Below are 17,451 nucleotides of genomic sequence, written 5' to 3'. Positions count from 1 at the left end.
ACGACGATTCGGCTTGTCGACGCCGTACTAGCCCGGCGCCAGCAGCGCGTCCAAGTCCTCCTGGTCGAAGCTGAGCTTCTCGCGGCTGCCGCCGCCTTCGAGCACGGCTTCGGCGAGTTCGGCCTTGCGCGCCTTCAGTTCCTCGATGCGTTCCTCCACCGTGCCGGCGGTGATCAGGCGGAACACGAACACCGGTTTGTCCTGGCCGATGCGATGGGCGCGGTCGCTGGCCTGCGCCTCGGCGGCGGGGTTCCACCACGGGTCGTAGTGGATCACGGTGTCGGCGGCGGTGAGGTTGAGGCCCACGCCGCCGGCCTTCAGCGAGAGCAGGAACAGCGGCACTTCGCCGTTCTGGAACTGCTGCACCGGGGTGGCGCGGTCGCGCGTTTCGCCGGTGAGGGTGACGTAGGGGATGCGGCGGCGGTCCAGCTCGTGCGCGATCAGCTTGAGCATGCCGGTGAACTGTGAGAACAGCAGCACCTTGCGGCCCTCGTCGAGCAGCGGCACCAGCATGTCCATCAGCAGCTCGAACTTGGCCGAACCGTGCACGCCGCGCGCGGCCTCCAGCTTCACCAGGCGCGGATCGCAGCAGACCTGGCGCAGCTTGAGCAACGCGTCCAGCACCACGATGCCGGAGTGCTGGATGCCGCGCTGGGCGATCACCTCGCGCAGCTCCTCGGCCAGCGACAGGCGCAGGCCTTCGTACAGCTCGCGCTGCCGGCCTTCCAGCACCACGCGGCGGGTGATCTCGGTCTTCGGCGGCAGCTCCGACGCGACCTGGGCCTTGGTACGGCGGAGGATGAAGGGCGCGAGCCGGCGATTGAGCCGGGCCAGGCATTCCTCGTCGCGCTGCTTCTCGATCGGCACGCGGTAGTAGCGGCGGAACGCGTTCTCGTCGCCGAGCAGGCCGGGCACGGCGAGGTCCACCTGCGACCACAGTTCGCCGAGATGGTTTTCCAGCGGCGTGCCGGTGAGGCAGACGTGGCGGCGCGTGCGCAGGCTGAGCAGGGCGCGGCGCGCCTGGGTGCGCGGGTTCTTCACCTGCTGCGCCTCGTCCAGCACGGCGAGCGCGAACGGCTGCTTGCGCAGCGGCACCACGTCGCGCGGCAGCAGCGCGTAGCTGGTCAGCACGATGTCCTGCGCACCCAGCTGGGCGTGAGCATCGGCGCGCTGCGGGCCGTGCAGGGTGAGCACCTTGAGCGCGGGCGCGAAGCGGGCGATCTCGGCTTGCCAGTTCGGGATCAGGCTGGTGGGCACCACCACCAGCGCGGGCTGGTTGAGTGCGCCGCGTTCCTTCAGCGCGAGCAGGTGGGTGATCAGCTGCAGGGTCTTGCCCAGGCCCATGTCGTCGGCGAGCACGCCGCCCACGCCGGCCTCGGCCAGCGCGTTCAACCAGCGCAGGCCTTCGCGCTGGTAGGGGCGCAGCTCCACCGTGAGTCCGGCGGGCACCGCGTCGCTGGCACGCTCGGCGGCATCGCGCAGGCGCGCGGTGAAGCCGCGCAGCACCTCGGGTGCCTCCAGCGCGCCGTCGCTCGGCAGCGCCTCGACCAGTTCCTCCAGCCGCCCCGCCTGCACGCGCGGCAGGTGGAGCTTCGTGCGCGGCTTCTCCAGGTATTCGGCCAGCGGCGCCAGCAGGGCACGCAGCACCTTGAGCCGCACCGGCACGCGGCGGCGCTCGTCCACCGGCGCGTACCACACCGCATCCTCCGGCTCGTTCGGTGCAGGGCTGAGGTTCAACTGGTGCTCGGCCAGCGCCTGCGCCACCGCGGGCAGCAGGTTGTGGCGCTTGCCTTCCAGTTCGATGCCGATCTCCAGGTCGAAGGCGTGGTCGTCGGCATCCTCGGCGGCCTGGCCGTACCAGCGCACCGGCCCTTCCAGCACCTCGAACGGGAAGCTGGGCGCGTACTCCAGCACGAAGCCTTCCGCTTCGAGCTTCGGCCGCAGCGCCATCCAGCGCGCCGGCGTATTCACCTCCAGCGCGCCGGCGTGGCCGGTGCCGGGGAACAGCCAAGCGTCGTCGGGCAAGGTGTCGGCCATGTCCCAGGGCAGGCCCTCGGTGTCCACCGCGGGCGTGAGGCCGGTGCGTTCGAGCTGCTCCATGGTGGCAAGCTCTTCCGCGCGGCGTCGCACGATCTCCATCAGTTGGCCGTTGCGCACGCGGCGCACCAGCGGTTCGCCGCCGCGGCCGGGCAGGCGTTCGCCCGCGTAATCGAACGAGAGCCGCGCCCAGGCCAGCGGCGACGTGCCGGCGGCGAGGCGCGCGTGGCGGGTCAGCGCGTGCATGGTCAGCACCGGCTTCGGCGTCAGCTCGGCGCGCTGCAGTTCAGCGAACACCTGCGGCGGCGGGATGCGCGCGGCCAGGCGGCTGGTGGGCAGCATCTCGGCGAGGCGGCGGCCGTATTCGTGCTTCAGCACCGGCAGGTCCATCCATGCCGTTTCCTCGGGCGCGGCCTCCAGATGGCCGAGCGTGGTGTGCTCGGCGTCGAGGTACCACAGGCCGTCGATGCGCAGCAGGCGCTGGCTGTGCGGCAGATTCGGCAGCAGGCGCTGGCTGCCGTCCGTCTCCAGCTGCCAGTGCCAGTTGAGCGGGTGCGCCTTGCCGCGCGACAGCCGCAGGCCGGCGAGGCCGCCGAGGAAACATGGCGCCGTATCCAGCAATTCGATCAGCAGGCTGTCGCCGACGTGGCCGCCCAGCCGCGCGTAGCTGCGCCCCTTGCGCTGGGTCTGCGGCAGGCCGAGCACGGCGGCGGCGAGGCGCTGCTCGTGCGGCGGCAGCGGTGCCTGCACCAGGTGCCGACTGTCCAGCGGCACCGGCCGCGCGTAGCGGCCGTGTTCGGCCACGGCGAGCAGCACCGGCGCCACTTCGAGGTGCGCCCAGGCGGCGCCCTCCTCCGGCATCACTTCCAGGAAGAAGCCCAGCACCACCGGCTCGTCGCCGCCCGGCGCCTTGGGCAGGTCCAGCAGGCGCTGCCAAGTGGGCGGCAGGCGTTCGTCGCGGCCGCCGGGTGGCGTGGCGTGCTGTTTCCCGTCCGGCTGCTGCATGCGCATGCACCCCGTGGCGACGACCAAAACGCCGAGCTTAGCAGGCGGATCGTGTGTGTAGGAGCGGCTTCAGCCGCGACTTGCAACACCTGATCGCGGCTGAAGCCGCTCCTACGGCGGTTGTTGCTCAGGCGTTGCCGAACAAGCCGTGCGGGTATTCCGGCTTCTGCTCGCGCGCCATCAGCGCTTTGAGCCCTTCGGCCGGGGTGACTTCGCCGTGCAGCACGGCGCGCACGCCAGCGCTGATCGGCAGATCCAGCGCGTGCTGATCGGCCAGCCGGGCCACCTCGTCGGCGGCGAGCACGCTTTCCACCACCTGGCCGATCTGGCGCACCGCCTCGTCGATCGCCACGCCCTTGCCCAGTGCGAGGCCGAGACGACGGTTGCGCGAGAGGTCGCCGGTGCAGGTGAGCACCAGGTCGCCAAGGCCGGACAGGCCGATCAGCGTTTCCGGGCGCGCGCCCAGCGCCACGCCGAGGCGCAGCATCTCGTTCATGCCGCGGGTAATCAGGCCGGCACGGGCGTTGAGGCCCAGGTCCATGCCATCGGCGATGCCGGTGGCCACCGCCAGCACGTTCTTCATCGCGCCGCCGAGTTCGGCGCCCAGCATGTCGCCGCCGGTGTAGGCACGCAGGTTGGGCGCGTGCAGCAGGTGGGCGACGCGCTGCGCGCAGGCGGCGTCTTCCGAATGCACGGTGACCGCACTGGGCAGGCCGGCCGCCACCTCCTTGGCGAACGAGGGTCCGGTGATCACGGCCGCCGGGCTGTCCGGCAGGCGCCGCGCCACCAGTTCATGCAGGAAGCGGCCGGTGCCCGGCTCGAAGCCCTTGGTGGCCCAGGCCAGCGTGGCGCCATCGGCCAGCAACGGCGCGACGTCCTCCAGCATCGCCGCGAAGGCATGGCTGGGCACCACCAGCAGCACGACGCCGGCGCCGCGCACGGCGGCAGCCAGGTCCGGTTCGTAGACCAGCGCTGCCGGCAACTCGATGCCCGGCAGGTAGCGCTGGTTGCAGCGCGCCGCGGCCATCGCCGCCAGCGCGGCCGGATCGCGGCCCCACAACCGGGTCGGCACGCCGTTGCGCGCGGTCAAGGCGGCCAGCGCGGTACCCCAGGAACCGGCACCGAGTACCGCCAGGGTCGGATGCTGCGTCATGCGCGCGCTCAGCTGTTGAGCTGGACCGGTGCGTCCCCGCCGCCGGTCGTGCGGCGCATCTGTTCGGCGTACAGGGCGTCGAAGTTGATCGGCTGCAGCAGGAACGGCGGGAAGCCGCCTTCGAGCACCATCGAGGAGATCACCTGGCGTGCGTACGGGAACAGCAGGTTCGGGCAGTAGCTGCCGATCACTCCGGCGCGGTCCTCGTCGGCGAAGCCGGAGATGCCGAACAGGCCGGCCTGCTCCACCTCGGCGAGGTAGGCGGTGCGCTCGCCCAGCGTGCAGGTGAGGGTGACGCTGAGCACCACCTCGTACAGGTCATTGCCCAGGTCCATGGCCTTGTGGCCCAGGTTCAACTGCACCTGCGGCGCGGTCTGGTCGCTCTCGCCGGAGAACTCCTGGAAGATCTGCGGCGCGCCCGGCACCTCGAAGGACACGTCTTTCACGTAGATCTTCTGCAGCACCAGCTGCGGCGGGTTGCCCTGCGCGCTGGCCTGGCCGTTGGCGATGACTTCTGCCATGGGAATCCCTCTATCGGTCTGGCGTCAAAAGAGGTGGATTGTTTCATACCTGCCGGCCCCGTGCATACGCGACCGGGCGTCGGCCGGCCGGCGGGATTGCGCACAAGCCTGTTTCTGCAGGATAATGCACGGCTCGTCACTGCCGACCCGACCCGTTCGGGGCTCCCGCCATGCGATGCGGGCCTCGCGGCAAGACCAGCGCAACACCTCCAGCATCGCGTGGCGCGCAGCGTCGCTGGGCCGCCATCGCCCTGGCCAACGGGCGGTCAACAGAACATTACGGAGCTCATCATGGCCCGCATTTGCCAAGTCACCGGAAAGGGTGTGCAGACCGGCAACAACGTCTCGCACGCCAACAACAAGACCCGTCGCCGCTGGTTGCCGAACCTGCACGAGCGCCGCTTCTGGGTCGCCAGCGAGAACCGCTGGGTCAAGCTGCGCGTTTCCAACCACGCGCTGCGCACCATCGACAAGAAGGGCATCGAGGCCGTGATCGCCGAGCTGCGTGCCCGCGGCGAGAAGGTCTGAGGAGACAATCATGGCCAACAGCAAGCAAGACAAGATCCGCCTGATTTCCTCGGCCGGTACCGGCCACTTCTACACCACGCAGAAGAACAAGAAGAACACGCCGGAAAAGTTCGAGTTCAAGAAGTACGATCCGGTCGTGCGCAAGCACGTGATCTACAAGGAAGGCAAGATCAAGTGAGCAATGATCCAAGCGCCCTGCGCTTGGAGAATCGTTGCTCACCCCGGCGCAGGCCGGGGTCCAGTGCCTTTGAAGAAACCCGCCGCAAGGCGGGTTTTTTCTTGCCCGCGACTGACGGGCTCCCCGTACACCCCAACGACTCAGCAGCGTTATCGTTGGTATCCGGGCGACCCGCCCCTCGCCGGAGGAAACCACCATGAACCGCCGGATTGCCCCATTTGTCCTGCTCGCCGCACTGTTCGCCGTCCCGGCACTGGCCGGAACGCCAGCGACTGCCGCGGCCACCGCACCCACCAACGTCACCGTCACCTACGACCACCCGGAGCAATTCACCGAGACCCGCAAGGTACGCTCACTGGCGCCCCAGCTTGCCGACCGCGATTACCTGAAGGTGCTGAAGGTTTACATGGAGAATCGCGCCGGCAAGATGCTGCCGCCGGGTGACCATCTCGACATCGTGGTGACCGACATCGACCGCGCCGGCAACTTCGAACCCTGGCGCCGCGGCACGCTGCGCGAGGTGCGCATCATCAAGGACATCTACCCGCCGCGCATCGACCTGCACTTCCGTCTGCTCCATGCGGATGGCAAGACGATCCGCGAGGGCACGCGCAAGCTGCGCGACCCGGGTTTCATGGCCGACAGCAGCAACACCTCGGGCAGCGACAACCTGCGCTACGAAAAGGCGCTGATCGACCGCTGGCTGCGCAAGGGGCCGGATCAGCTCTAGCCCGAACGACGCTCAAACAGAAAGGCCCGCCATCGAGGCGGGCCTAATCATTTGCGGCACGGTCGCGCGGATCAGGCCGCGACCGCGTAACCCTTGAGCCGGGCTGCGAAATCCTGCAGCGCGCGGATGCCGCTCTGCTCGGCCTCGACGATCCACTGCTGCAGGCCCTTCAGCGCCTGCTCGGCGCCGCGCTGCTCCATCAAGGCGGCAAGGCGGGTGCGGAAATCGCACACGGTCTTCAGGGTCGGGCGCTTGGCCAGCACGGCCTGCAGCTTGCTGCTGCCGTCGCTGTCCAGCCAGCGGCCGCCGTCGGCCAGTGCGAGGCGCACGCGACGCGGCACCGACTTGAGGCTCTCGCCGGCATGGGCCGCCTCGTCGCGCAGGGTAGGCACGATCACGTTGCGGTAGTAGTCGGTCATCGCCTGGAAGCGATGGGTGAGCACGGCCTTCAGCGTCTCGGCGTCGGGCAGCGGCACGTTCGGGCGCACGTCCAGCGTGGGCGCCACGCGCAGCACCTTGGCCAGGCCCACGGCGCGGAAGGCGCAGATCGCCGCCCAGCCGATGTCGAACTCCCACTTGCGCAGCGCGAACTTCGCCGAGCTGGGGAAGGCGTGGTGGTTGTTGTGCAGCTCTTCGCCGCCGATCCAGAAACCCCACGGCAGCAGGTTGCGCGAGGTGTCGGCGCTCTCGAAATTGCGGTAGCCGGCCCAGTGGCCGACGCCGTTGACGAAGCCGGCGGCCCAGAACGGGATCCAGATCATCTGCACGGCCCAGATCGCCGCGCCGATCACGCCGAACAGCGCGAGGTTGATCAGCAGCATCAGCGACGGACCCCAGTACGGGTGCGCGCCGTAGAGCTTGTGCTCGACCCAGTCGTCCGGCGTGCCGCGACCATACTGCTGCATGTCTTCCTTGGAATGGCAGGCGTCGCGGTACAGCGACACGCCGTCCCAGAACACCTTCTTGATGCCGTAGATCACCGGGCTGTGCGGATCTTCCTCGGTCTCCACCTTGGCGTGGTGCTTGCGGTGCACCGCCACCCACTCTTTGGTGACCATGCCGGTGCTGATCCAGCCCCAGAAGCGGAAGAAGTGCGCCAGCGCCGGATGGAAGTCCACGCCGCGATGGGTCTGGCTGCGGTGCAGGTACAGCGTCACCGTGAAGATGGTGAGCTGGGTCGCCACCAGCAGGTAGACCAGCATGCCCACCCAGCCGGCGTGGGTGAGGCCGTTGGACAGGAAATTCAGCACGGTATCGAGCATCGGATCGGGACTCGGAACGGGTTCGTGTTGCAGTCTAGGTGAGGGCTTGCCGTACTCGCCAGCATGTTGGCAGGCGATTCGACGATGGTATGACGCGGGCACTTGGGCTTTCGTTAAGCGCCAACCGTGAACGCCGATGGTTGTGTGAAGATGGGGCCGCATCGACAATCGCGCAATGACCGCCGTCCATGCCTCCGCGCCACCCGTACTGCAGCTCGATCGCCTCGCCCGCCGCCGCGCCGGGCGCACGGCCGTTCAGGATCTGAGCCTGGCGCTGCCGCCCGGCCAGGTGCTGGGCCTGCTGGGCGTCAACGGTGCAGGCAAGTCCACCACGCTGGCCATGATCGCCGGCGCCTTGCGGCCGGACAGCGGCGCGATCCGCCTGAACGGCGAGGATTTCCTGGAACGCCCCGAGCTGGCGCGTCGCCTGATCGGCTGGCTGCCCGAGCGGGCGCCGGTGTGGCCGGAGCTCACCGTGACCGAGCATCTGGACGCCCACGGTCGCCTGCGCGGCCTTGCCGCCACGGCGTTGCGCGCGGCCCGTGACGCGACGCTGGCGCGGCTGGAACTGCAGCCGCTGGCGCGGCGGCTGGCGGGCACGTTGTCGCAGGGCCAGCGCCAGCGCCTCGGCCTCGCCTGCGCGCTGCTGCACCGCCCCGCCCTGCTGGTGCTGGACGAACCGGCCAACGCGCTCGATCCGGTGCAGGTCACCGTGCTGCGTGCGCTGATCCGCGAACAGGCCGCCGCGGGCACCGCGGTGATCCTGTCCACCCACGTGCTGGTCGAGGTCACCGCTGTGTGCGACCGCGTGGCGATCCTGCACGAAGGCCGCCTGCGCCACGACGGCCCGGTGCGCGCCGACGACCACGCCGCGCTGGAGCGCCGCTTCTTCGAGATCGCCATGCAGGGCGCCACCCCGGCGGCGCACGCCGCATGAGTTTCCTCGCCATGTTCCGTCTCGAACTGCGCCGCCTGCGCGTGCAGCCGCTGGCCTGGGTGCTGCTGGCGCTGAGCCTGGCCTGGCTGGGCTGGTGCTTCACCCGCCTGCTGGGCGACTTCCTCGCCGGCGAGATCCAGCGCGCCGCGCTGCCGGACGGTCCCGGCTACGTGGACCTGGTGGCCGTGCCGCTGCTGGGCCAGCTCGCGCAGCTCGCCTTCCTGGTGGTGCCGCTGCTCGCCATGTCCACGCTGGCCGGCGAACGCCGCAACGGCACGCTGCCGCTGCTGTTCGCCGCGGGCCTGCCTGCTTCGCGCATCGTGCTGGGCAAGTACGCCGTGCTGCTGCTGTGGCTGCTGGCATGGCTGCTGCTGACCCTGGCGATGCCGTTGTCGCTGGCGCACGCCACCACGCCGGACTGGGGCAAGCTCGCCGCCGCCACGCTGGGCATCGCCCTGATGCTGGCCGCGCTGGCCGCGCTGGCCGTGGCCGCTTCCACCTTCACCGCGCATCCGGCGATCGCCGCCGCGGTGGCGCTGCTGCTCGGCCTGGCGTTGTGGACGGTGAACCTCGGCGCACAGATGGCCGGCATCGACGACGGCGCGATCAACTGGCTGGCGATGAGCACGCACGAGCAGAACCTGCTGCGCGGACTGGTCTCCACCGCCGACATCCTGTGGTTCGTGCTGCTGATCGTGGTCTGCCTTGCGCTGGCCACGCGCCGGCTCGCGGCCGACAAGGAGCGCGGCTGACATGAAATGGTCTGGACATCTGGACGGCTGGCTGTTCACCCTGCTGCTGTTCGTCGGCGCCGGCGCGATCGGTTACCTCGGCACGCGCTACGCCCATGTGGCCGACTGGACCGCGAACGGACGCGTGAGCCTGTCGCCGCAGAGCCGCGCGGTGCTGTCGAAGCTGGACGGCCCGGTGGAAATCGTCAGCTACGCGAGCCCGCAGGGCGATCTGCGTGCACAGGTCGCCGGCTTCCTGCAGCGCTATCGGCAGGCCAAGCCCGACCTCGCGCTGCGCTTCGTCGATCCGCAGCAGGATCCGGCACGGATGCGCGAACTGGGCATCGCCGTGGACGGCGAGCTGATCCTGCACTACCGCGGTCACGAGCAGCGGCTGACCGAACTTTCCGAAGCCAGCGTGACCAACGCGCTGGAGCGGCTGATCCGCGGCAACGACCGCATCGTCGCCTTCGTCACCGGCGACGGCGAGCGCCTGCCCGGCGGCCAGGGCAAGCCCGACATGGGCACGCTGATGGGCCAGCTCGCGCAGAGCGGCCTGCGCGCGGTGCCGCTGAGCTTCGCGCAGGCGGCCGCCGTGCCGCAGGGCACCGACCTGGTGGTGCTGGCCAGCCCCACCGTGGCGCTGCCCGCGGGCGCGGTGCAGGCGTTGGTCGCCTACGTGCAGGACGGCGGCAACCTGCTGTGGCTGCGCGACCCGGCGGACGGCGACCTCGGCCTTGATCCGCTGGCCAAGGCGCTGGGCGTCCAAGTGCTGCCCGGCGTGCTGGTGGACGGCAGCGGCGCGGCGCTCGGCCTGGCCGATCCGCGCCTGCTGGCGGTGGCGCAGTACCCGCCCAACCCGATCACCCGCGGCTTCCAGCTCGCCACGCGCTTCCCGCAGGTGGCCGCGCTGGCGCGCACCGGCGCGGGTGGCTGGACGGCCACGCCGCTGCTGCGCTCCAGCGCGCAGAGCTGGACCGAGTTCCACGCCATCGACAGCGCGCATCCCTCCGAGATCCGCTACGACGACGCCGCCGGCGAGTTCAAGGGCCCGCTGGACTTCGGCCTCTCGCTGGACCGCCTCTCGCCCAGCCCCGACAAGCGCGAGCAGCGCGCGGTGGTGGTCGGCGACGGCGATTTCCTCTCCAACGCCTACCTCGGCACCGGCGGCAACCGCGCGCTGGGCGAACGCATCTTCAACTGGCTGCTGGGCGACGACGCCCTGGTCGACCTGCCCCGCCAGGGCGTGCCCGACCGCGTGCTGCGCATCGACCAGGCCGAGCTCAACCTCGTCAGCCTCGGCTTCATGCTGGTGTTGCCGCTGCTGCTGCTCGCGATCGGCGGCCTGATCGCCTGGCGCCGCCGCCGCGCATGAAGCGGGCCGCGCGCTCACGCCTGCTGCTCCTGCTCGGCGTCGCCGTGCTGATCGCGCTGGCACTGTGGCAATGGCAGCGCGACGAACGCACCGCGCCGGGCACCCTGCTTGCGCTCGATCCCGCGGCGATCACCGCGGTGACGCTGCAACTCGGCGACGCGCCCGCCGTGCACTACGCGAAACGCGACGGCCATTGGTGGCGCGCCGATGGCCAGCGCGTCGACGACCGCTACCTCGATGGCCTGACCGCTGCCGCTGCCGCCCCGGTGTTGCAATGGCGCGCCGCCGTCGACTTCGACGCCGCGAAGATCGGCCTTGCGCCGCCGCAGACCGTGCTGAGCCTCGACGGCCAGCGCCTCGCCTTCGGCACGATGTCGGCCACCGGCCCGCAGTGCTACGTGCAGGTCGGCGCGCGCGTGGCGCTGGTCTCGCTGCGCTTCATGCCGCAGGCGCCCAAGGCGGAGCACGTCGAGCTGTCCGGGGCGCACTGATGCCCGAACTCCCCGAAGTCGAAACCACCCGCCGCGGCATCGCCCCGCACGTGGTCGGCCGACGCGTGACGGCGGTGGTGCTGCGTCGGCCGGACCTGCGCTGGCCGATTCCGCGCGAGGTTGCCGAGCTGCTGCCCGGCCAGCGCATCGCGGCGGTGGAGCGCCGCGCGAAATACCTGCTGCTGCACACCGAGGTCGGCAGCGCCCTGCTGCACCTGGGCATGAGCGGCATGCTGCGCGTGCTGCCGCCCGACGCACCGCTCGGTCCACACGACCACGTGGACATCGCTTTGGCGCGCGGCGCGCACGAAGGCCCGCGCGTGCTGCGTTTCACCGACCCGCGCCGCTTCGGCTGCCTGCTCTGGCAAGCACCCGGCACCACCCACGAACTGCTGGCGAAGCTCGGCCCGGAGCCGCTCACCGACGCCTTCGATGGCGACCTGCTGTGGCGCGCCTCGCGCGGCCGCAGCGCGGCCGTAAAGGTATTCCTGATGGACAACGCCATCGTGGTCGGCGTGGGCAACATCTACGCCAGCGAGGCGCTGTTCGCCGCCGGCATTGCCCCGCGCCGCGAAGCGGGCAGCGTGTCGCGCGCCCGCTACGCACGGCTCGCCGCCGAGGTGAAGCGCATCCTCGCGCATGCGATCGAACGCGGCGGCACCACGTTGCGCGACTTCCTCGCCCCCGACGGCGCGCCCGGCTATTTCTTCCGCGAGCTGATGGTCTACGGCCGCGCGGGCGAGCCGTGCAAGGTTTGCGGCACGCCGATCCGGCAGGCGGTGCTGGGGCAGCGCTCCACGTTCTGGTGCCCGCACTGCCAACACTGAAGTTGCCTGCGGGAGCGCGGCTCCACGTCGATCGGAGCCAAGGCCATCGCACGCTGGATGTGCTCCCGCGACCCCGCCAGCGTTTCCCTCGGGAAACGGAGTAACCACGGATTGCCGGCTAGCCGGCGCGGCACAGCGCGCCCAACATAGGCGCCATCCCGAACACGTACACGAGTCCGGAACGGCCCCGCCGTTCCGCGGATTCGGCTTTTCTTTTTACGGAGGAATGTCCATGAGCAACGCCGTGATCGAACACCTCAAGAAGCGCCGCACCCAGTACGCGCTGGGCCGCAACGTGAACATGGACAAGGACGCCCTGAACAACCTCATCCAGCAGGCCATCAAGCACACGCCGTCGTCGTTCAATTCGCAGAGCTCGCGCGCCGTGATCCTGTTCGGCGAGCAGAGCGTGAAGTTCTGGGCGCTGGCCAAGGAGGCTCTCGCCAAGGTCGTGCCAGCCGAGGCCTTTGCGCAGACCGCCGCCAAGCTCGACAGCTTCGCCGCCGGCGCAGGCACCGTGCTGTTCTACGAAGACCAGGACGTGGTGAAGGGCTTGCAGGAGAAGTTCGCGCTGTACGCGGACAACTTCCCGGTGTGGTCCGAGCACTCGGCCGGCATGGCGCAGTTCGCGGTGTGGTTGGCGCTGACCGATGCCGGCATCGGCGCCAGCCTGCAGCACTACAACCCGCTGGTGGACGACGCCGCCCGCGCAACCTGGAACGTGCCGGCGTCGTGGAAGCTGCGTGCGCAGATGCCGTTCGGTTCGCACGAAAGCGGCTTCGGCGAGAAGGCCTTCATGGACGACGGCCAGCGCTTCATCGTCGCGGGCTGAGCCGGCACACGCGCGGCATGCGGCGAGGACGGCCGGTTGGCCGCGCTCGCCGCGCTCACTCGTCCGCGTCGGCCTCGGTCAGGTGCCAGTCCCGCGCCAGCCCGGCCGGGGCCGGGCTGGCGCCCAGCCACTTGCCGACCACGGGCTGGCCCTCGCGCAGGACGAACCCGGCGCGACGCCAGCCCGCCATCCGCGCCGCCGGGGCCGCGCATTCCAGCGTGACCGAGGCGCAGCCTTCGCGCCGCGCCGCGCGCACCAGCGCCAGCACCAGCCGGTGGTCGATGCCTTCCACGCCGCGCTCCGACCAGTAGTCGCGCACCTGCAGCACGCGATCCCTGCGCTCGCAGGCGAACCATGCCCGCAGCGCGCCGTCGCGTCGGTCGCCAAGCAGCAGATAACGCACGCTGGCCAGCGGCGACTGGTCGAAACGCCAGCGCGCCAACGCCGCGTCATGCACGCCGAGCAGGCCATCGCCATGCGGCGAGGCCTGCCACAGCGCATCCATCCGGGGGTCGGCCTGCTCCGACCAGGTCGCCGTCACGCTTCGGCCCGGCAGCGCACGCAAGCCATCCAGCAAGATGTGCCACGCATCGAGCGCGTTCCCCAGCAACGCGGCCAGCCAATGCGGCAGGCGCCGCCGCAGATAGTGGGCGTGCTGCAGCACCCGTGCATGGCGCGACAGCTCGCCGAGCACCGCGTAGCCCAGCCGCCGCACCACCGGCAGCGACTTGCGGTTGGGGAAACCGTAGAGCAGGTCGTAGCGCCCCGCCGCCGCGGCGACCAGCGCCTCCTGCAGCATCAGCGCCGGACCCAGCGTGCGGTGGCGCGCGTCCACCGCCATGTCCGCGAGCAGGCCCGCGCGGATCTCGCGTCCCTGCCACAGCATGCGCCGCGCGCCCACGCCGCAGGTGCCGATCACGGCATCGCCGTGGCGGAGCAGCTGCAGGAGGGCCGGCCCGAACGGGCCGCCGAGGTAGAACCCGTCGTACTTGCCCGCGTGCCGCGCGGGATCGCCGAGATTGTCGCGCCAGAACGCCAGCACCTCCGCACGATCGCGCGGCAGCTCGGCCAGCGCGGTCCGGTAGGTGGCGGCTTGATCGCCGTCCGTCACGTCGATGACTCCGGCCCCAGCAGAAGCGGCGCCAGGTGCAGGTAGCGCGTGCTGCTGCGCTTGCGCTCGATGTCGGTGTAGACCGCCGCCGCCGCGGCTTCGGCGATGCCCAGCGCGGTCGCCAGTTCGCCGGCTGGACGCCGATGTTCCAGCGCCCACAGCGCGAGGTCCATCTGCGCCCAGGGCAGCGCGAAGTAGAACTCGTCCTGGCCCTGGGCGAGGCTGTAGGTGTCGGTGGTGGGCGCGGCGGTGGCCACGCAGTCGGGCAGGCCGAGGTGCTTCGCCAGCCCGTAGACCTGGGTCTTGTACAGGTGCGCGATCGGCTTCACGTCGGCCGAGCCGTCGCCGTTCTTCACGAAGAAACCCTGGTCGTATTCCAGCCGGTTGGGCGTGCCGACCACGGCGTAGTTCAGGCGATCGGCGTGGAAGTATTCCAGCGTCTTGCGCAGGCGCTGCTTGTAGCTGGTGGCGGCGACGATCTGCAGGTATTCGGGCAGCGGCAGCGTGCATTCGTGGCGCATGCCTTCGGGCGACTCGGCGATCAGCATGAAGTGATTGATGGCGCCCGCGCTGCCGCCGGCGATGGCGATCTTCATGCGCCAGTCACTGGTGTAGTCGGGCAGCAGCCGGCGCACCGCCTCGTCGCGCGCGGCGTAGCAGCCGATCGCGGCCAGTGCCGGGGCGATGTCGACGGTCTCAGTGCGCACGCCGAGGTGTTCGGCCAGCACGCGGGCGTTGCGCGCACTGGAGGAAGCCGAGTCGCGTTCCGGCAGGATCAGGGTGAACACCTTGTCCGGCCCCAGCGCGCGCACCGCCAGCGCGGCGCACACGGCACTGTCCACGCCGCCGGAGATCGCCACCACCAGGCCGCGCTTGTGCAGCACGCGGGCGGTGGCCTCGCGCAGGCGCGCGGCGATGCGTGCGGTTTCGGCCTCCCAGTCCAGCTCGAAGACCTTGGCGTTCAGTCCATCCATGTGCGTGCTCCTTCGCGTTGACGCTCAGGCACGGCGGGCGAGGATCACCCGCACGTCGCCGCGTGCATCGGCCAGCTGCCGCACCGCATCGTAATGCGGATCGCGCAGCAGCCGTCGTCCCAGTGCCGGCCCCTGGCCCAGCCCGACTTCCAGCGCCAGCCAGCCGCCGGGGCGCAGCAGGCGCGGCGATTCCTCCAGCAGGCGCAGCAGGATGGTCACGCCCAGCGGGCCGCCGTCGAAGGCCAGCCGCGGCTCGTGCTCGGCGATCTCCGGCGCCATCTGTTCCACCTTGCCGCTCAGGATGTAGGGCGGCGCGCAGAGGACGAGATCGATCGTGCCGTCGAACCCGTCGCCGAAGGGCTCCAGCAGGTCGCCGCGGCGCAGCTCCACCCGCTCCAGCCCCAGATGCCGGCGGTTGTGTTCGGCCAGAGCCAGCGCCTCGGCGCTGATGTCGGCGGCGAAGACTGCGGCGTCGGGTACATGGTGGGCGATGGCAAACGCGAGGTTGCCTGAGCCGGTGCAGACGTCGATCACGCGGGCGGCGGGATGCCGCAGCTCCTCAAGCAGCAGTTCGATGCCGGCCTGCGCGAGCTGCTCGGTTTCCACGCGCGGGATCAGCGCCGCGGGCCCGCTCAGCATGTCCAGTCCCATGAAATGGGCGCGCCCGGTGAGATGGGCCAGCGGTTCGCCGGCGAGGCGCCGTTGGATGAATTGCTGCAGCCGGCGCCGACCGACATCGTCGTCCAGCAGGGGCAGCTCGCCCTCGCCGGCCGTCACCACCGAACGCGGCTGGCCGGCGGCGGCATACCAGAGCGCCCGCAAGGCGTTGTCGGGATTTTCGCGCGGCTTGTCCGGCAGTGTCTGCAGGGAGCCGGCAAGGTGGTTGCGCAACGAGCGGTACAACGTGTCCATGGATCTCCTTCAGCCCGGCAGCTGTTCGAGCAAGGCCTTGCGGCTGACCTTGCCGGTGGCGGTGCGCGGCAGTTCCGCGCAGATCACGATCTGTTGCGGCACCATGAAGTTCTCCAGCCGCTTCATGCATTGCGCGCGGATCTGCCCGGGACTCAGCGCCACACCGGGCTGCAGCACCACCCAGGCGCGGATCGCCTGGCCCAGCAGCTCGTCGGGCACGCCCGCCACCGCCGCCTCGTGCACGCCGTCGATCGCGTGCAGCGCGTTCTCCACCTCGACCGGGCTCACCTTCTCGCCGCGGGTCTTGATGATGTCGTCGCTGCGCCCGACGAAGTAGAGGAAGCCTTCGGCGTCCATGCGGAACCAGTCGTGCGTGCACAGCACGCGCTCGCCCGGCAGCGGGCCGGGCCGCAGCATCTGCGCGCTGAGGTCGGGACGGTTCCAGTAGCCCAGCATCACGTGCGGGCCGCGCACGTGCAAAATGCCCGCCTCGCCCGGCGGCACCGGCCCGCCCGCGGGCGAACGCAGGTACACCTCGGTGCCGGGAATCGCCTTGCCCACGGAACCAGGCTTGGCTTCCAGCAACTCGGGTTCGAGGTAGCAAACCCGCTTGCACTCGGTGAGCCCGTACATCTTGTAGATCAGCGCCTGCGGGAAGATCTCGCGCAGCCGCAGCGCCTGCTCGTCGGGCAGTGCGGCGGCAGTGTTCGTCACCCGCGTCACGCCAGGAAAGCACAGCGGCTCGCCGCGATGCGCGGACAGCAGCATCGCGAAGATCGTGGGTACGCCGGGGAACACCGTCACCTCGAACTCGCGCATGCGCGCGAACACCTGCGCGGGGAACGCGAAGGAACGTTCCAGCACCAGGGTGGCGCCCAGTTGCACCGCCATCAGCCACTGGTAAAGACCATAGTCGAAGGCCAGCGGCAGCGCGCACAGGATGTGTTCGTCAGGACCGAGACGCAGGTATTCGATCAGGCTGCCGGCCGCGAACAGCATGGACTGGTGCGTGTGCATCACCCCCTTGGGCTGCCCGGTGGAGCCCGAGGTGTAGATCAGCGCGGCCAGGTCCGGCGCGATGGTGGCGGATGGCGCGGCCAACGGCGCGCCCGTGGCGATCACCGCGTCGAACGCCTCGATGGCATGTCCCTCGGGGAACTTGCCCGAGGCGATCACGCGCAAGGCCGGCCGCGCAGCCAGCAGCGGCAGGAACTCCTGCGCGATATGCCCATCGCTGAGCAGCACGCGCGCACCACTGTCGTCGAGCATGTAGCCGAGCTTGTCCGACTTGGTCAGCGGGTTGACCACCATGAACGCGCCACCGGCCAGCAGCACCGCGAAGATCGCCACCGCGCAAGGCCAGGTGTTGTCCATGTAGATCGCCACGCGATCGCCGCGCTGCACGCCGCGTTGCCGCAGCGCGCCCGCGAGGCGCAGGGCACGGTCGAGCAGCTCGGCATAGCTGTACGCCTGACCCTCGACCACCACCGCCGTGCGCCGCGCGCGAACCGGAGCGGCGCCGTGCTCCAGTAATGCCTCGTGCAGCAGGCGGCGCGGCGCGATCCGGTCTTTCACGCGACGCTCCGCTGGCGCTCGACGAAGCGCACGATGTTGTTCACCGAGTCGAAGTTCTCCGGCAGCATCTCGCTGGCCTTGACCCGGATGCCGAACGCCTCCTCGAGGAACATCACCACTTCCAGCACGCCGGTGGAGTCGATGATGCCGCGATCCAGCAGCGAGGCGTCGTTCGGCAACTCGCTGCCGTCGTCGCTGAACAGCAGGTTCTCCAGGATGTAGTGGCGGACGCGTGCTTCCACGCTCGCGGCTTCAGTCGACATCACGTGCTC

General features: G+C 70.3%; 18 protein-coding genes. 9 read left to right on the top strand and 9 right to left on the bottom strand.

Annotated features, from left to right (window positions below; all coding sequences use genetic code 11):
* Nucleotides 1–27 precede the first annotated feature (27 nt).
* The 3 genes from AB7878_RS10815 to secB form a co-directional block, all read right to left on the bottom strand.
* Entirely contained in the window at nt 28–3,042 is a 3,015-nt protein-coding gene (locus tag AB7878_RS10815; protein ID WP_369494373.1) for a DEAD/DEAH box helicase, read from the bottom strand.
* A gap of 127 nt (nt 3,043–3,169) precedes the next feature.
* Nucleotides 3,170–4,195: an NAD(P)H-dependent glycerol-3-phosphate dehydrogenase gene (locus AB7878_RS10810; protein ID WP_369494372.1), complete on the bottom strand. Its 1,026-nt coding sequence runs from the start codon at nt 4,193–4,195 to the stop codon at nt 3,170–3,172.
* Between the two features lie 8 nt (nt 4,196–4,203).
* Nucleotides 4,204–4,716 carry a protein-export chaperone SecB gene (gene secB / locus AB7878_RS10805; protein ID WP_077483271.1) on the bottom strand — a complete coding sequence of 171 codons (513 nt, stop codon included), beginning with the start codon at nt 4,714–4,716 and terminating at the stop codon, nt 4,204–4,206.
* A gap of 291 nt (nt 4,717–5,007) precedes the next feature.
* On the opposite strand from secB, the gene rpmB reads away from it, so the two are divergent.
* The 3 genes from rpmB (at nt 5,008) to AB7878_RS10790 (ending at nt 6,152) form a co-directional block, all read left to right on the top strand.
* The gene (gene rpmB / locus AB7878_RS10800; protein ID WP_367843115.1) at nt 5,008–5,244 is read left to right on the top strand and encodes a 50S ribosomal protein L28; all 237 of its coding nucleotides are present in this window, start codon (nt 5,008–5,010) and stop codon (nt 5,242–5,244) included.
* Nucleotides 5,245–5,254: 10 nt separating this feature from the next.
* On the top strand, nt 5,255–5,422 hold the full coding sequence (gene rpmG, locus AB7878_RS10795; RefSeq protein ID WP_008211962.1) for a 50S ribosomal protein L33: 168 nt from the start codon (nt 5,255–5,257) through the stop codon (nt 5,420–5,422).
* A 196-nt stretch (nt 5,423–5,618) separates the two neighbouring features.
* Nucleotides 5,619–6,152 (top strand): DUF3016 domain-containing protein, encoded by a 534-nt coding sequence (locus AB7878_RS10790; protein WP_369494371.1) that lies wholly within the window; start codon nt 5,619–5,621, stop codon nt 6,150–6,152.
* 71 nt (nt 6,153–6,223) lie between these two features.
* Here AB7878_RS10790 and AB7878_RS10785 read toward each other — a convergent pair whose 3' ends face one another.
* Entirely contained in the window at nt 6,224–7,414 is a 1,191-nt protein-coding gene (locus AB7878_RS10785) for a DesA family fatty acid desaturase (protein WP_369494370.1), read from the bottom strand.
* 175 nt (nt 7,415–7,589) lie between these two features.
* On the opposite strand from AB7878_RS10785, the gene AB7878_RS10780 reads away from it, so the two are divergent.
* The 6 genes from AB7878_RS10780 (at nt 7,590) to AB7878_RS10755 (ending at nt 12,607) form a co-directional block, all read left to right on the top strand.
* A complete protein-coding gene (locus AB7878_RS10780; RefSeq protein WP_369494369.1) occupies nt 7,590–8,351 on the top strand; it encodes an ABC transporter ATP-binding protein in 762 nt (253 codons plus the stop codon).
* Nucleotides 8,348–9,103 carry an ABC transporter permease gene (locus AB7878_RS10775; RefSeq protein ID WP_077483266.1) on the top strand — a complete coding sequence of 252 codons (756 nt, stop codon included), beginning with the start codon at nt 8,348–8,350 and terminating at the stop codon, nt 9,101–9,103. The genes AB7878_RS10780 and AB7878_RS10775 overlap by 4 nt, the downstream gene beginning before the upstream one ends.
* A gap of 1 nt (nt 9,104) precedes the next feature.
* Entirely contained in the window at nt 9,105–10,457 is a 1,353-nt protein-coding gene (locus AB7878_RS10770) for a GldG family protein (RefSeq protein ID WP_369494368.1), read from the top strand.
* A complete protein-coding gene (locus tag AB7878_RS10765) occupies nt 10,454–10,948 on the top strand; it encodes a hypothetical protein (protein WP_369494367.1) in 495 nt (164 codons plus the stop codon). Before AB7878_RS10770 ends, AB7878_RS10765 begins: the two co-directional genes overlap by 4 nt.
* On the top strand, nt 10,948–11,775 hold the full coding sequence (gene mutM / locus AB7878_RS10760) for a bifunctional DNA-formamidopyrimidine glycosylase/DNA-(apurinic or apyrimidinic site) lyase (protein WP_369494366.1): 828 nt from the start codon (nt 10,948–10,950) through the stop codon (nt 11,773–11,775). Before AB7878_RS10765 ends, mutM begins: the two co-directional genes overlap by 1 nt.
* 232 nt (nt 11,776–12,007) lie before the next feature.
* The gene (locus AB7878_RS10755) at nt 12,008–12,607 is read left to right on the top strand and encodes a nitroreductase family protein (RefSeq protein WP_369494365.1); all 600 of its coding nucleotides are present in this window, start codon (nt 12,008–12,010) and stop codon (nt 12,605–12,607) included.
* 55 nt (nt 12,608–12,662) lie between these two features.
* On the opposite strand, the gene AB7878_RS10750 is transcribed toward AB7878_RS10755, so the two are convergent.
* The 5 genes from AB7878_RS10750 to AB7878_RS10730 are packed head-to-tail and all read right to left on the bottom strand — an operon-like array spanning nt 12,663 to nt 17,442.
* Nucleotides 12,663–13,718, bottom strand: a complete 1,056-nt coding sequence (locus tag AB7878_RS10750; RefSeq protein WP_369494364.1) for a hypothetical protein — start codon at nt 13,716–13,718, stop codon at nt 12,663–12,665.
* On the bottom strand, nt 13,715–14,692 hold the full coding sequence (gene nadE, locus AB7878_RS10745; protein ID WP_369494363.1) for an NAD(+) synthase: 978 nt from the start codon (nt 14,690–14,692) through the stop codon (nt 13,715–13,717). The genes AB7878_RS10750 and nadE overlap by 4 nt, the downstream gene beginning before the upstream one ends.
* A gap of 24 nt (nt 14,693–14,716) precedes the next feature.
* A complete protein-coding gene (gene prmC / locus AB7878_RS10740; RefSeq protein ID WP_369494362.1) occupies nt 14,717–15,604 on the bottom strand; it encodes a peptide chain release factor N(5)-glutamine methyltransferase in 888 nt (295 codons plus the stop codon).
* A gap of 9 nt (nt 15,605–15,613) precedes the next feature.
* A complete protein-coding gene (locus tag AB7878_RS10735; protein WP_369494361.1) occupies nt 15,614–17,179 on the bottom strand; it encodes a class I adenylate-forming enzyme family protein in 1,566 nt (521 codons plus the stop codon).
* Nucleotides 17,176–17,442: an acyl carrier protein gene (locus tag AB7878_RS10730; protein WP_369494360.1), complete on the bottom strand. Its 267-nt coding sequence runs from the start codon at nt 17,440–17,442 to the stop codon at nt 17,176–17,178. The genes AB7878_RS10735 and AB7878_RS10730 overlap by 4 nt, the downstream gene beginning before the upstream one ends.
* Between the last annotated feature and the right edge of the window lie 9 nt (nt 17,443–17,451).

The sequence above is a fragment of the Rhodanobacter humi genome (genome assembly GCF_041107455.1).
Taxonomy (GTDB): domain Bacteria; phylum Pseudomonadota; class Gammaproteobacteria; order Xanthomonadales; family Rhodanobacteraceae; genus Rhodanobacter_A.
Note: the sequence above shows the minus strand (reverse complement) of the source record. Positions and strands in the feature narration are given on the sequence as shown.

Excerpts from the sequence above, each read along its gene's own strand:
- AB7878_RS10765 (WP_369494367.1), top strand. The coding sequence starts at position 10,454 with ATGAAGCGGGCCGCGCGCTCACGCCTGCTGCTCCTGCTCGGCGTCGCC.
- nadE (WP_369494363.1), bottom strand. The coding sequence starts at position 14,692 with ATGGATGGACTGAACGCCAAGGTCTTCGAGCTGGACTGGGAGGCCGAA.
- AB7878_RS10775 (WP_077483266.1), top strand. The coding sequence starts at position 8,348 with ATGAGTTTCCTCGCCATGTTCCGTCTCGAACTGCGCCGCCTGCGCGTG.
- AB7878_RS10770 (WP_369494368.1), top strand. The coding sequence starts at position 9,105 with ATGAAATGGTCTGGACATCTGGACGGCTGGCTGTTCACCCTGCTGCTG.
- AB7878_RS10785 (WP_369494370.1), bottom strand. The coding sequence starts at position 7,414 with ATGCTCGATACCGTGCTGAATTTCCTGTCCAACGGCCTCACCCACGCC.
- rpmB (WP_367843115.1), top strand. The coding sequence starts at position 5,008 with ATGGCCCGCATTTGCCAAGTCACCGGAAAGGGTGTGCAGACCGGCAAC.
- prmC (WP_369494362.1), bottom strand. The coding sequence starts at position 15,604 with ATGGACACGTTGTACCGCTCGTTGCGCAACCACCTTGCCGGCTCCCTG.
- AB7878_RS10815 (WP_369494373.1), bottom strand. The coding sequence starts at position 3,042 with ATGCAGCAGCCGGACGGGAAACAGCACGCCACGCCACCCGGCGGCCGC.
- secB (WP_077483271.1), bottom strand. The coding sequence starts at position 4,716 with ATGGCAGAAGTCATCGCCAACGGCCAGGCCAGCGCGCAGGGCAACCCG.
- AB7878_RS10810 (WP_369494372.1), bottom strand. The coding sequence starts at position 4,195 with ATGACGCAGCATCCGACCCTGGCGGTACTCGGTGCCGGTTCCTGGGGT.
- AB7878_RS10730 (WP_369494360.1), bottom strand. The coding sequence starts at position 17,442 with ATGTCGACTGAAGCCGCGAGCGTGGAAGCACGCGTCCGCCACTACATC.
- AB7878_RS10780 (WP_369494369.1), top strand. The coding sequence starts at position 7,590 with ATGACCGCCGTCCATGCCTCCGCGCCACCCGTACTGCAGCTCGATCGC.
- mutM (WP_369494366.1), top strand. The coding sequence starts at position 10,948 with ATGCCCGAACTCCCCGAAGTCGAAACCACCCGCCGCGGCATCGCCCCG.
- AB7878_RS10790 (WP_369494371.1), top strand. The coding sequence starts at position 5,619 with ATGAACCGCCGGATTGCCCCATTTGTCCTGCTCGCCGCACTGTTCGCC.
- AB7878_RS10755 (WP_369494365.1), top strand. The coding sequence starts at position 12,008 with ATGAGCAACGCCGTGATCGAACACCTCAAGAAGCGCCGCACCCAGTAC.
- rpmG (WP_008211962.1), top strand. The coding sequence starts at position 5,255 with ATGGCCAACAGCAAGCAAGACAAGATCCGCCTGATTTCCTCGGCCGGT.